Genomic DNA, 12,777 nt, shown 5'->3' with positions numbered 1-12,777 from the left:
TGTCGAGCAGTGCGTACGGCCGGTCTGCTGCCGCCGCCCTACACCTGGTGAGACCGGCCAGCCCGGGAACCGGTTGTGGCCCCCGCTGTCACCGTTCTGTCACCACACCGCTCGCTCGTGCCGGCAACTCGCCCTCGGGCCGCCGTACAAGCGGCCAGAAGATGTTGTCGACGATCGAGCGGATCCGCTCAGCGGAAACCGGCTTCATGGTCAACAGGATGTCGTGGCGCACGAGTTGCAGCGGCAGGTCGAGCACGTCCTGCGGAACCCGCGCGAGATCGATCTCGCCCCGGTCGTGTGCCCGGCGGAACACCTCCTCCGACAGCCACGGGCCGTCGCCGCGTACGGTGAGCCGGACGTCCTCCGGGGTGAGGCCGGCGCTGTCGTGGAGGCCCGCGAACGTCGCGCCCACGAGCGTCGCGAGTTCCATCCGTCCCGCGTTGATGTTCCCGAGCAGGGCGAGCATGTCGTCGCGCAGATTGCCGGTGTCAGGGACGACGACCGGATGGGTGTCGCCGTAGTGGCGGATGGCGGCCAGCACGAGCTCGTTCTTGTCGGCCCAGCGCCGGTACAGCACCGCGATCCCGGTCTTCGCGCGGTCGGCGACCGACTCCATCGTCAGCTTCGCGAACCCCACCTCTGTCAGCTCCTCCCAGGCGGCGGAGAGGAGGGCCCGCTCCAGTTCGGCCCCTCGGCGGCGACGTTTGACCGTGTCGGACGCCGTCTTCGTGGGCGCGGACACCGTCTTCGTAGGCACGGCCTGCTCGCTTGTCATACGTCAAGGATAAGAGAGCCTTGCATTCCTTCGCCACGGTTCCTACTCTCGACATTAAGGAATGCATCCAACTCTTAATGAGGTATGTGATGGCCTCGGACACCCCTGTGCACGACAAGGTCGACCCACAGGTGCTGAAGACCGCGCTGATCCTGGTCGTCGGAGCACTGGCGGTCGTCTTCGACACGACGATCGTCAGCGTCGCGCTGCACCAACTGGCGACGAGCCTCGACGTGTCGGTCTCGACGATCCAGTGGGTGAGTACCGGCTACATGCTGGCGCTCGGCGTGACCGTGCCGCTCAGCACCTGGGCGCTCTCCCGCTTCGGCGGCAAACGCGTCTGGATGTTCGCCCTCACGGTCTTCCTCGTCGGCTCGGTCGGATCGAGTCTCGCGTGGAGCGCGGGCTCGCTCATCGGCTGGCGGGTCGTGCAGGGGCTCGGCGGCGGGCTGATGCTGCCGGTCATGACGACGCTCATCATGCAGGCGGCGGGCGGCCGCGCGCTCGGCCGTACGACCACCTGGGTCGCGCTGCCCGCACTGCTCGGGCCGATCCTCGGGCCGCTCGTCGGCGGAGCGATCATCACGGACCTGAGCTGGCGTTTCATGTTCTGGGTCAACGTGCCGTTCTGTCTCGTCGGGCTGCTCCTCGCACACCGCTACCTCGCCGAGGACTCGCCGGACGCCTCCGTCACGCCGCCCCGGCTGGACGTGCGCGGGCTCGCGCTGCTCGCACCGGGCATCGCGGCCGTGATCCTCGGTCTCTCGAACGCCGGCTCGGCGGACGGCTTCGGTCACCCCGACGTCATCGCGCCCCTCGCCGCCGGTGTCGCCTTCCTCGTCGCCTTCACGGTCTACGCGCTGCGCCGCCGCGACCCGCTCGTGGACATCCGGCTGCTCGCCGCACGCTCGGTGGGGTCCTCGTCCTCCGTGCTGTTCCTGTCGGGGTTCTCGCTGTTCGGGGCGATGTTGCTGCTGCCGCTGTATTACCAGGAGGTCCGCGGCGCGAGTGCGCTGGCCGCCGGGCTCATGCTCGTACCGCAGGGGGTCGGGACCCTGCTCAGCCGCCAGATCGCCGGACCGCTCACCGACCGCATAGGGGCCCGCTCGATCGCGGTCGTGGGGTTCCTGATCGTCGCCGCCGCGACCGTACCGTTCTCCTTCGTCGACGCGACCAGCAACGGCTGGCTGCTCGCGCTGTGGCTGCTCGTCCGTGGCGTCGGGCTCGGCGCCGTGACCATGCCGGTGATGACCGCCTCGTACGTCGGACTCGACCGCGCCCAGATCGCGCATTCGAGCGTCCTGACCCGGACCGCGCAGCAGATCGGCGGGTCGTTCGGCACCGCCGTCCTCGCCGTCGTCCTCGAACAGTCCATCTCCGGCGCCGGAACGGGCGCGGTCGTGTCGGGCTTCCACATGGCGTTCTGGTGGGCGACGGGGTTCTCGCTCGTCGCCACCGCGCTGTGCGTATGGCTGCCGGGGCGACACCAGGTCCGTAACGCCGCTGCCGCCGCGGCCCTGGCGGCGCCCCGGCCGACGCCGGCGGGAGGGGGCGCGGGGCCAGTTGTGGGCGCCCCTTGAACTGACGTCAAGACGGCGGCTGTTGGGTGTTGAGTCTGTTGTCCGGCACTCGCTCGACGCGGGTCCAGCCCCGCCAGCCCCGCTCCTCCAGGATCTCCAACAACCGCACGGCCCCCGGTGCGGACTCGACCATGACGGCGTCCAGCAGGCCGACGAGCTGGTCGTCGAAGTCGTCGGCACCCAACTCGCCTGCCTCCACGGCCCGAATCCACAGACGCTCCACGATGTCGGCGACCTCGACGACCCGCGGATCGTCGGCCGGGCAGTCGAGCGCCCCGCTGACCAGGCTGTAGAGCCGCACCATGTCGGGGTCGTCCAACTGCTCGTGCTTACTGACCATCACGGCGTTAATCAGGTGCGGCGCCTGGGCGGCGATCATGATCCAGGCGTCCCGCTCCAGCTCGATGTACCGCTCCTCGACACCAAGTCCGCGCAGCCGGTCGAGGTAGTCCACGACGCTCCGGGGGAGTGCCAGATGCTCTCCGGCGACGAGCCGGGCGAGCCGTTCGCGGGTGCCCCGCAGCCGCCGGATCTCGGCCCGCAGGTCCTTGTCGATCTCCTGGACGCCGTCGGCGAACGCTTCAGGGCCGGCGTCGAGGAGTTCCTGCACCCTGGCGAGCGGCACGCCGGCGTCCGCCAGGGTGCGGATCCGGATCAGCCGTACGACGGCGCCGGCGTCGTACGTCCGGTACCCGGACCGGTCGCGGCCGGGCTCGGGCAGCAGCCCGATCTGGTGGTAGTGGCGTACGGCCCGCACCGTCACTCCGGCGTACGCCGCGAGCTGGCTGATCGTGAGCATGGTTCCCAGCCTGCCTCAGGCGATCTTCCGGCGATAGGTGACCATGGCGAAGACGTACGCCACGACGAGGATGCCCGCGCACCACGCGAGCGCGGTCCAGATGTCGTCGCCGACGGGCTGCCGGGCGAACAGGTCGCGGATCGTGTTGACGATCGACGTCACCGGCTGGTGCTCGGCGAACCAGCGCACCGGTCCTGGCATGGTCCGCGTCGGCACGAACGCCGAGCTGATGAACGGCAGGAAGATGAGCGGGTAGGCGAACGCGCCCGCGCCCTCGACCGACGTCGCGGACAGCCCGGCGATCACGGCGATCCAGGTCAGCGCCAGGGTGAACAGGATCAGAATCCCGGCGACCGCGAGCCATGTCGCCGCCCCCGCCCCCGAGCGGAAGCCCATGAGCAGTGCGACGCCCACGACGATCACGAGCGAGATCAAGTTGGCGACCAGGGAGGTGACGACATGTGCCCACAGCACACCCGACCGTGCGATCGGCATGGACTGGAACCGCTCGAAGATCCCGCTCTTCATGTCGGTGAACAGGCGGAAGGCGGTGTAGGAGATGCCCGACGCGATCGTGATGAGCAGGATGCCGGGCAACATGTAGTTCACATACGAAACCGACCCCGTGTCGATCGCGCCGCCGAAAACGTAGACGAACATCAGCATCATGGCGACCGGTGTGATGACGGTCGTGATGATGGTGTCGATGCTGCGGGTGACATGGCGCAGGGTCCGCCCCGTGAGAACAGCGGTGTCGCCGAAGAAGTACGTGGTCATCCTGGTCCCCTAGTTGTTCGTGCCGACGACGTCGCGCTTGTCGCCGCCGCCGGTGATCGCGAGGAAGATCTCCTCCAGGGTCGGCTGCTTCTCGACGTACTCGACCGTGGCGGGCGGGAAAAGCTGCTTGAGCTCGGTGAGGGTGCCGTTCACGATGATCCGCCCCTGGTGGAGGATCGCGATCCGGTCGGCCAACTGCTCTGCCTCGTCCAGGTACTGCGTGGTGAGCAGTACCGTCGTCCCCGAGCCGGCGAGTTCCTTGACCGCGTGCCACACCTCGATTCGCGCCTCGGGATCGAGCCCGGTCGTCGGCTCGTCCAGGAAGATCACCGGCGAATTCCCGATGAGGCTCATCGCGATGTCCAGCCGACGGCGCATCCCGCCCGAATACGTCGACACCCTGCGCGCGCCCGCCTCGGTCAGCGAGAAACGGCTCAGCAGGTCGTCCGCGATCGATCCCGGGTCCTTGAGATGGCGCAGCCGGGTGACGAGTACGAGGTTCTCCCGACCACTGAGGATCTCGTCCACGGCCGCGAACTGCCCGGTGAGGCTGATGGATTCCCGCGCGTCCGCCGGCTGGGTGGCGACGTCGAAGCCATTGACGCTCGCCGTCCCCGCGTCGGCCTTGAGGAGCGTGGCGAGGATGCGTACGGTCGTGGTCTTCCCCGACCCGTTGGAGCCGAGCAGCGCGAAGATACTGCCCGGCGCCACGTCGAAGTCCACGCCGCGCAGCACGTCGAGCTTTCCGTACGACTTCTCAAGGGCTCGCACGCGAATCGCCGGCGCGGCGATCGATGGGGCTGCCATGGTCATCTGCCTCCTTGGGGGAGCTGTTCCAGCCGACTGCGAGGAAGCTCCTGCCGGAAGGATGAAGGGTTGACGCAGCGTCAAGGTCAAGCCGTCTCCGACCACGTCATCCGGAGGGAACCCGCCCGCTTCTCAGCTGATCGCGGTACTCGCGAATCGCGGAACAGCTCGTCGCAGCCCGAGCACGAGACAGCGGGGACAGAGGCCGGCGACCGAAGCTCCCGAAAGGCGCGTCTGGTCCTTTTGCTGGCCCTGGCCGGACTTGCGTATGCGCTGGATCTGGGCAGTAAGTTCCTGGTCGTCTCCCGGTTGGAGAACCAGCGGTCCATCGACGTCATCGGCGGGGTGCTCACCCTTCAGGTGATGCGGAACCCAGGCGCGGCGTTCAGCATGGGCCAGGCGTTCACTGTCGTGTTCACGGCCATCGCGCTCGCGGTCGTCGTAGTCGTCGTGCGCGTCTCGCGCAAGCTCCACAGCCTCCCGTGGGCTGTCGCGCTGGGTCTGCTGTTGGGAGGCGCGCTCGGTAATCTGACCGACCGGACCTTTCGCGCGCCTGGGGTTTTCCGGGGGCATGTCGTCGACTTCATCTCCGTCGAGCACTTCGCCGTGTTCAACCTTGCTGACTCGGCGATCGTCTGCGGCGGAGTCTTGATGGTCTTCCTCTCCTTCCTGGGTATCTCCCTGGACGGAGCGGCTCCGCGAGAGCGTCGGGGCAGCGGCGTCGTCGTCGGGGGATGACAGGCGCCGCCGCGCTCCTCGTTCAGTCGGTGACGTCGACGCCGTATCCGCGTGCGAGGGCGTCGAGGCCGTGGTCGTAGCCCTGGCCGACAGCGCGCAGGCGCCAGAGTGGGCCCCTGCGGTAGATCTCCGCGAGCAGCAGGGTGCGTTCGGTGGTCGCGGCGTCCAGTGTGGCGCGGGCCAGAAGTGCGCCGTTGCTGCCGGGCGCCGCGCCGATCTGGATCGCGCCGACCGTCCCGAACGTGGCGGCGCCGTCGATGGCGGCTGCGACGACGACCTTGCGTGTGGAGGGCGGCAGCGACGCCAGATCGAGGGCGACGGTCTGTTCGGCGGGGCCGCCGGTCAGCAGCCGAACCGTACCGGCCGGGCTCTCCGGAGCCCCGTAGAAGACGAAGTCCTCGTCGAAGGTGACCTGTTCGTCCTCGTCGAGAAGGAAGGCGATGACGCCGCCTCTCGGCACCACGAGCGGTTCCTGAGGCCGCAGCGCCTTGTCGGTCGGCGCGGCCGCGGTCGGCGCGGCCAGCCAACGGAGGCCATGCGTGGGCAGGCCGAGAGCCGTGATGCGACGCATGCGTCGGTCACCGTCGCCGCCTTCGAGGAGCGCGACGTCGGTGACGCTGGCGGACAGATTGACCGCCGCTGACCCACCCAGCTCGACAACGCGGGTACGAGCCGCCGACGCGTCGGCGTGCGTGCCGCCGAGTACCAGCACGCGACGCCCGGCCAGCGGCTGGTCCGAAGTGCTGGCGGACGGCGCTGGTTGGCGTGCGGCGGGTACCGGCGTCGGCGTCGGTACCACGGGCACGGCGGGGGCTGCCGTCGGTGCCAACTCCGGCCTTTTGACGACCGGTTCCAGCTCCCGCCGAGTTACCGGGGTGACAGCGACGGCCGTCGCTTCATGAACTGTCCCCGGTTGTACGCCGGCCAGCAGCCGCAGAAAAGTGGATTCGTCGATGACCGGTACGCCTTCGGCGAGTGCCCGTCGAGCCTTTGCCGAGTCGGACGCCTGCTCATTGGTGACGAGCACGCTGGTGTGCCGGCTCACCGAGCTCATCATGTTCAACCCGGCGGCGACCGCCCGCCCGACAAGCTCGGCGCGGGCATGGGCGGTCTCACCCGTGATCGCGATCTTCATCCCTTGCCGCAGCGGTCCGCCCGCGGTCGGCCGCCCCGGATTGCGGTACGCGCACGGGGTCTTCGGCGGCTTCGGCGTGAACTGGGACTCCGCCCGGGGCGGACAGGTCACCAGGGGCAGGGGGAGATCGAGTTGCGCCGCCTCGCGCAGTGACGCGCGCAGGATCCCGGCGAGCACACGCGTGTCGTCCAGCGCGTCGTGAGCCCGCCGCTGAGGGATCCCGTAGTGGGCGGCGAGGGTGCCGAGCTTCATGTCGTCCGTCGGCGGATCCACCTGGCGATTGAGGGCCAGGGTGCAGAGCCGTTGTGACACCGGCAGCCACATCCGCGCACGGGCGAATTCGTGGGCCAGGAAGTCGTAGTCGAACTGGGCGTTGTGGGCGACCAGGACCCGCTCCTGGAGCATCGCTCCGATCCGACCGGCGACCTGGGCGAAGGACGGTGCACCCCGTAACCGCTCTGCGGTCAGCCCGTGCACCGCCACCGGCCCCGGATCACAGCCGGGGTCGCACAGCGCCGAGAACTCTCCCGTCTGCTCCCCGTCCGGGCCGATCGTGATCACGGCGATCGACAACACGCGGTCCCGCCGGGGGACGAGTCCCGACGTCTCGACGTCCACCAGGGCCCAGTCGTGGGCGTAGCCGTGCAGGGTGGGCGAGTTGAGGGAGGAGGATACGAGACTCATGGCGGCAAGGATGATCCCATATAGCCCCCTCCTTCAACCTGTATGGCGATTTCCCCCACAAAGCCGTGACCAACGCGATGTCCCAACTGTCGTGCCTGTGTGTGGTGTTCCGGCGCGCGGGAGCCGAGGGTCAGTGATAGACCTGCTCGTAGAAGTAGAGGAAAGCGCCCAGTCCGTGGAAGTCGTTCGTGGCCTGGGGCCGGTTGATGTAGTACGCGTAGTCGCCGACGTTCGTTCCGACGGAGATCGACGTGAGATACGTCAGCCCGTCGGTGTGCAACGAGATCCGGTTGAGTTCGCCTCGCTTCCCGGAATCCACCGTCGGCTGGTAGTCGGCGCGTGAGACGTATCCGCCCTTGATCGCCGCCTCGACCGTCAGGGTGTACATCGCCGAGCATGACGTCTCGGTCCAGTTGCCGGCGCTGCTGCCCTTGTCCACGACCTGGAACCAGCGTCCGGTGGACGGGTCCTGGTAGGCGGCCATGCCACGGACCAAGTTCTGCACGATCGAGACCAGTTGAGCCCGACGTGGGTGATCTGCCGGTATCAGGTCCAGCATCTCCGTGGCGGCGACGCCGACCCACCCGATGGCGCGGCACCAGTACTCGGGCGCCAGCCCGGTGTTCGGGTCAGCCCATGAGGCCGACCTGGACGCGTCGTACGCGTGCTTCAGCAGTCCGTTCGGCTGCTGAAGATGGCTCGCGTAGATCACCAGTTGCTTGGTCGCGATGTCGAAGGACTGGGTGCTGTCCCCGATGTACTTGGCGTACTGCGCCATGAACGGGTCGGCCATGAACGCGCCGTCGGACCACAGTTGGTCGGTCCGGTCGGCGCTGTCGCCGTGCCAGAATCCGCCGTCGCTCGTGGTCGGATATCCGCCGGAGGGAAGCAGCCGGTCATGGATCTGCTGGGCGGCCATCCGGTACTTGGCCTGGCCGGTCTCGCGGTACATCGCGATCATCACCTGGCCCGGCATCATGCTGTCCAGGGTGTCGAAGCTGTTGTCGATGTGTCCGGAGGCGTTCACGAACCGGTCCGCCCAGGCCTTGACGTACGCGATCAGGGCTGCCCGGCGCGCGGGGTCCGTCGTACGCTGCGCGACCTGGTACTGCCCCATCATGTAGAGGGCGACCGGGTAGCTCCATCCGCCGACACTCGACGGTGTGTACCGCTGCATGGTGGAGTCGATCATCGCGTCCGACCAGTCCGTGCTCTGCGCGTCGGAGACGGTCAGCGAGTCGAGATTGGGCAGACCGCCCGTCGTCGTGCTGACGACGCGGACCTGGTTCGTTCCCGCCTTCAGGGTCACGGGCACCCTGGCGGCGGCCCAGCTGTCCCAGTTCGCGGTCGGGGCGAACTCCGGTGTGGACACGGAGGCGCCGTTGACGCTGACGCTGCCCTTACGGCCTGTCGCCGTCCCGTTCGCGTACCGGAGGGTCAGCGTGGCGGCTCCGGCGGTCGGCGCGTTGACGGTGAACTGTACGTACGAGCCAACCTCGTTGGCGGTGTTGACGAAGCCGGTACCGGTGAAACCTGTGTGATCGGAATCCACCGTGCCGTGGAAGACGGTCGCCTTCTCGGCCTCGTAGGCCGTCGACGCCGCGTGTGCCGGACCCACCGCCACCGCGTAGCTCGCGGCAATCATCCCGATCGCCACCACTAAAGCCCTGATGCGCATTTGAGACTCCCTTTTCAGTCGTTCTCACCGGAGCGCTCCGGCTGCGGGCGATGCTCGACAACGTGAAGGATCGTGGCGCCGCGTTCCTGGGAAGTCAATAACTAATACGTATTAATAAGTCGGAGGTGAAGGTGAGCGCACCGGCAGGTCGCGCCGCCTGGGGTGGTCGCCACCAGAGTTCGCCGCCCGGTCAGTGCGCCGTTGGCCGATGTTGTGTCCCGTCCTGTGTCATGCCGTCTGAGGAAGGTCCGACAGGACACAGCTATATGACGGGACGTCACGTAATGAGATCTGTTGTTGGTGCTCGAACGGCCGTCGCCGTCGCGGCCACCGTGGGAGTGGTGGCCGCCGGTGTGGTGGCCGGGGGAGTGGGCGCGGGGCAGGCCACCGCGGTGGACAGGGTGCGGCTGGCCGCTGATGTGCCGGTAGCGCCCGGCATCGGCTACCGGGCGTTCTCGGTGACGGGCTCGCACGGGGTGGTCTCCGGGCATCTGGTCACGGCCGACCTCACCAACCGGCGCGTCTCGGTCGACCTGCTCACCCCCGGCACCGTCTCCAGCCGGGTCCCGCTGTCCCAGATGGTCGCCGCGCAAGGGGCGGTCGCCGGCGTCAACGCGGACTTCTTCAACATCGAGGAGTCCCAGCACGTGGGGGTCGCCCCCACCAACTCCGCCGTCGGCCCCGCCGTCGCCCACGGCGAGGCGCTCAAGGCCGCGGTGCCGGACGGCCAGCGGTTCGGCCCCGGCCTGCCGCCCGGCACCTCGACGCGCGACGTGATCGGGGTGGGCTACGACAAGCGGGCCCGGCTGGACGAGTTGACGCTCAAGGGAAGCGTGCGCACCAGGTCGAGTGCGTTCGACCTGGGTGGCTTCAACCAGTACGCCGTTCCGGAGGGCGGAGTGGGTGCGTTCACCCCGAAGTGGGGAGACGTCTCCCGACAGCGCGCGGTGTGCGGCACGGACACCGTACGGGCGGCGGCCTGCTCCACGGACGCGTACGAGGTCACCGTCCGCAACGGGCGGGTGGTCTCCGGATCCGCGACGATCGGGGCCGGCGCGATCGCCGAGGGCAGCGTGGTGCTGGTCGGCCGAGAGGCCGGCGCGGACCGGCTGCGTGCGCTCAGGACCGGGGAAAGGGTCAAGGTCGTCGACCGGTTGACGTCGACGAGCGGCAAGCGGTTCGAATTCGCCGTGGGCGGCTTCCCCGTGCTCCGCGGCGGTGAACCCCTGCCCGGCCTGGACACCAAGGCGGCGGCGACCCGCACAGCCGCGGGTATCGGCGACCGCGGTCGGCTGCTCTACCTGCTGGTTCTGGACGGCAGCGCGGAGAGCGGCGCGGGCCTGACGGTCGCCGAGGTCGCGGACGTACTCGACACCGTGGGCGCGGACGCGGGCGTGAACCTGGACGGCGGCGGTTCGTCGACCCTGGTGACCCGGGACCGGGCGACCGGCGACCCGGCCGTACGCAACCACCCGACGGGCGGCGCCGAACGCCCGGTCCCTGAGGGCATCGGTCTCTTCTCGCGCTGATCTGATCGGACGGCAGGACCTGCTACGGCACGGCTCGGCACGGCTCGGCACAGCCGGTACGCACGGCGCCGTGGCAGGTCCTCGACCATGCCCCCTGTCGTATCGTTCCTCCCTACCAAGTGATCAAGGGGAGAGAACGTGAGCAAGAACAGTGTGCGAAGACGTGTGGCCGCTGTGGGGTTGGTGTTCGTCGGCCTGGCGGGTGCGGGCTGTGCGGGTGGGCATGATGGGGGCGGCGATGGTGCCGTAGCGGCGAAGCAGCCGGTCAGTCGACAACAGGCCCCAAAGGTCGCGGTGTTGACGCAAAATCAGCTTGAGGACGCCGTGGTGGACGACCACGACCTCCCTGGCGTCACGGCGAACGAGATCGGAGAGGGCACGGACGGGCTCGGCAACGGCGTCATCAAGGCCTTCCCCAGCTCGATCACGCACCCTGCCGTCTGCGCGCCGGTCCGCGATACGCTTGAGGGGGCCAGTGGATACGGACCCGTCGGCAGTGTGCAGCGCACGGCGGGCACGCCGGGGCACTCCGCGATCCTCACCCTGGTGTCGTACCGGCCGGCCGATGCTGTGCGGGTCCTTGCCGACCTGCGGACCGCGCTGCGCACCTGCACGGCCTACGCGGTGGATCTGCCCACCGTCGCCTACGAGGACGTCAAGGCCGTCGACGATCCGGCGCAGGGCGAGAACAGTGTCGCCTTCGGTCTCACCACGGTCATGAATGCCGACTCCGACCCCCTGAGGGTCGCGGTCGGTGTGCTGGTGAAACGCCACGGATCGACGGTGGCGGTCTACAAGTCGACCGCCGACCGGCCCGGGAAGCCCGCGAAGCTCCCGGCCGACCTCATCGCCGCCCAGACCAAGGTGCTTGACGCCGCCGTGCGGGGTCACTAGGCGGCGAACGCCAGGAACTCAGCGTCCTCGAACGGACTGCGACTGCCTGATTCGTGCTGTTGTCCGTGCAGCGCGTACCGCAATCCATGACCCCTCTGTCCCCGCTCGTGTTGAACTGACGACGGTCTGCGACACAGACCGTACTGACACCTTTCAGTCACACTGTGAGAGCTGTGGGCGCAGTGCCAGCATCAGTCATGTGACCGCGAGGATGCCCCTCGGCCACGACGGCGTGCGGGAAGCCGGCGTGGCCGCGAGCCGCAGGGACCCGTCAGTTGCGGGGGCGCGGAGCGCGCAGGTGGGCCCGCCGGGTCAGCTCCTCCTCTTCCACGAGTTCGAGCATGGGCTTGCCGGGGGCGCACATCATCGTCACCACGAACCGGGTGGGCTCGTCCGGCAGCGCGTTGCCGTCCTGGTAGTGGATCGCGTCGCCACCGGGCTCCCAGAAGGTTCCGCCGGCCTTGACGACGCGCTCGGGCTCGCCTTCGAGTTCGAAGCGGACCGCGCCCTCGATGACGTAACCGAAGGCAGGACCCGAGTGGCGGTGCGGGGGAGTGCCCGGATCGCCGGGCTCCCACTCGACGAGGATCGTCATCGCCGAGGCGCCCTCGGGGACGCTGAGGGGCGCCGCGTCCTGGAGTACCTTCGCCGCCGTCATCCACCCCTCCGAAGCCGTGTGATCGTCGGCGTGCGCATGTGCTGAGTGACTGTCCGACATGGTGTTGCACCTTCCGTAGGTCCGCTGGATCTCCCAGTGATGACCGTCCGGAACGTCTTTCTGTGACAGTGACGGCGTGCGGGGCCGCACTGTTGTCACATATAAGCAGCGAAGCTTGTCTGCAGTACATGCGCTCTGTATCACCGGACCTGAAGCCCGGCCTCGGTGTGCTGGACGTAGGCGCCGGAACCGGCTGTGTCACGCTCATGAGCCTCGCGGCGTCGGGGCTCCCGTGCACGCGGTCGGGCCGGCGCGCGCCATGCGCTCGTCGCTGATGACGCGCCTGGCCGCTCTGCCGGGCGACCGCAGGGCGCGGGTCACCGTGCATCCCCACACGCTGGACGAGGCCGCATTGCACGGGGTGTCGGACGTGGCGATCTGCCACAACGCGGTCGCCTGCATGAACCCGACGACGCGGCGCGCGCTGTGGCCCGCCCTCGCCGCGGCGCTGGTGCCTGGCGGCGTTCTGCTCGTCCGGCTGCCGCCGGCCGTCGTCCCGCCGCGCAGGATCAAGCGTCTGCTTCCCACGCGACGTGTCGGTCAGCACGCGGGCATCGGGATTCGTCGCGCTGCCGGAGCGAACCGACCGCAGTGTACTGGCCGTTGAACTCAGGCAGAGCTGAGAGCCGACCCGGCCGCGCCGCCGTTGCCGCCATTGTCGGG

At 68.9% G+C, this 12,777-nt stretch carries 12 protein-coding genes; 5 read left to right on the top strand and 7 right to left on the bottom strand.

Annotated features, from left to right (window positions below; translation table 11 throughout):
- Positions 1-88: 88 nt before the first annotated feature.
- Positions 89-775, bottom strand: coding sequence for a TetR/AcrR family transcriptional regulator (locus OHS57_RS02120; RefSeq protein ID WP_041999391.1), 687 nt, complete (start codon positions 773-775; stop codon positions 89-91).
- 89 nt (positions 776-864) lie between these two features.
- Here OHS57_RS02120 and OHS57_RS02115 point away from each other — a divergent pair, with 89 nt between their 5' ends.
- Positions 865-2,355: an MDR family MFS transporter gene (locus OHS57_RS02115; protein WP_328580755.1), complete on the top strand. Its 1,491-nt coding sequence runs from the start codon at positions 865-867 to the stop codon at positions 2,353-2,355.
- 7 nt (positions 2,356-2,362) lie between these two features.
- Here OHS57_RS02115 and OHS57_RS02110 read toward each other — a convergent pair whose 3' ends face one another.
- Genes OHS57_RS02110 through OHS57_RS02100 form a run of 3 tightly spaced genes read right to left on the bottom strand, consistent with a single transcriptional unit; the run spans position 2,363 to position 4,738 of the window.
- The gene (locus OHS57_RS02110; RefSeq protein WP_328580754.1) at positions 2,363-3,154 is read right to left on the bottom strand and encodes a MerR family transcriptional regulator; all 792 of its coding nucleotides are present in this window, start codon (positions 3,152-3,154) and stop codon (positions 2,363-2,365) included.
- A gap of 15 nt (positions 3,155-3,169) precedes the next feature.
- Positions 3,170-3,931, bottom strand: coding sequence for an ABC transporter permease (locus tag OHS57_RS02105; protein WP_328580753.1), 762 nt, complete (start codon positions 3,929-3,931; stop codon positions 3,170-3,172).
- Between the two features lie 9 nt (positions 3,932-3,940).
- Entirely contained in the window at positions 3,941-4,738 is a 798-nt protein-coding gene (locus tag OHS57_RS02100; RefSeq protein WP_328580752.1) for an ABC transporter ATP-binding protein, read from the bottom strand.
- A 69-nt stretch (positions 4,739-4,807) separates the two neighbouring features.
- On the opposite strand from OHS57_RS02100, the gene lspA reads away from it, so the two are divergent.
- Positions 4,808-5,476, top strand: coding sequence for a signal peptidase II (gene lspA, locus OHS57_RS02095; protein ID WP_328580751.1), 669 nt, complete (start codon positions 4,808-4,810; stop codon positions 5,474-5,476).
- Positions 5,477-5,498: 22 nt separating this feature from the next.
- Here the strand turns inward: lspA and OHS57_RS02090 are convergent, their stop codons facing one another.
- Entirely contained in the window at positions 5,499-7,295 is a 1,797-nt protein-coding gene (locus tag OHS57_RS02090; protein WP_328580750.1) for a TerD family protein, read from the bottom strand.
- A gap of 130 nt (positions 7,296-7,425) precedes the next feature.
- A complete protein-coding gene (locus tag OHS57_RS02085; RefSeq protein ID WP_328580749.1) occupies positions 7,426-8,973 on the bottom strand; it encodes a glycoside hydrolase family 88 protein in 1,548 nt (515 codons plus the stop codon).
- A 284-nt stretch (positions 8,974-9,257) separates the two neighbouring features.
- Between OHS57_RS02085 and OHS57_RS02080 the strand changes: the two genes are divergently transcribed.
- Both OHS57_RS02080 and OHS57_RS02075 read left to right on the top strand, forming a co-directional pair.
- A complete protein-coding gene (locus OHS57_RS02080) occupies positions 9,258-10,502 on the top strand; it encodes a phosphodiester glycosidase family protein (RefSeq protein WP_328580748.1) in 1,245 nt (414 codons plus the stop codon).
- A 297-nt stretch (positions 10,503-10,799) separates the two neighbouring features.
- Positions 10,800-11,396, top strand: a complete 597-nt coding sequence (locus tag OHS57_RS02075; protein WP_328580747.1) for a hypothetical protein — start codon at positions 10,800-10,802, stop codon at positions 11,394-11,396.
- 271 nt (positions 11,397-11,667) lie between these two features.
- On the opposite strand, the gene OHS57_RS02070 is transcribed toward OHS57_RS02075, so the two are convergent.
- A complete protein-coding gene (locus tag OHS57_RS02070; RefSeq protein WP_328580746.1) occupies positions 11,668-12,114 on the bottom strand; it encodes a cupin domain-containing protein in 447 nt (148 codons plus the stop codon).
- A 259-nt stretch (positions 12,115-12,373) separates the two neighbouring features.
- Here OHS57_RS02070 and OHS57_RS02065 point away from each other — a divergent pair, with 259 nt between their 5' ends.
- Positions 12,374-12,721, top strand: a complete 348-nt coding sequence (locus OHS57_RS02065; protein WP_328580745.1) for a hypothetical protein — start codon at positions 12,374-12,376, stop codon at positions 12,719-12,721.
- The last annotated feature ends 56 nt before the right edge of the window (positions 12,722-12,777 follow it).

Origin of the sequence: Streptomyces sp. NBC_00370 (genome assembly GCF_036084755.1) — a bacterium.
GTDB lineage: Bacteria > Actinomycetota > Actinomycetes > Streptomycetales > Streptomycetaceae > Streptomyces.
This window is presented reverse-complemented; position numbering and strand designations above follow the sequence as displayed.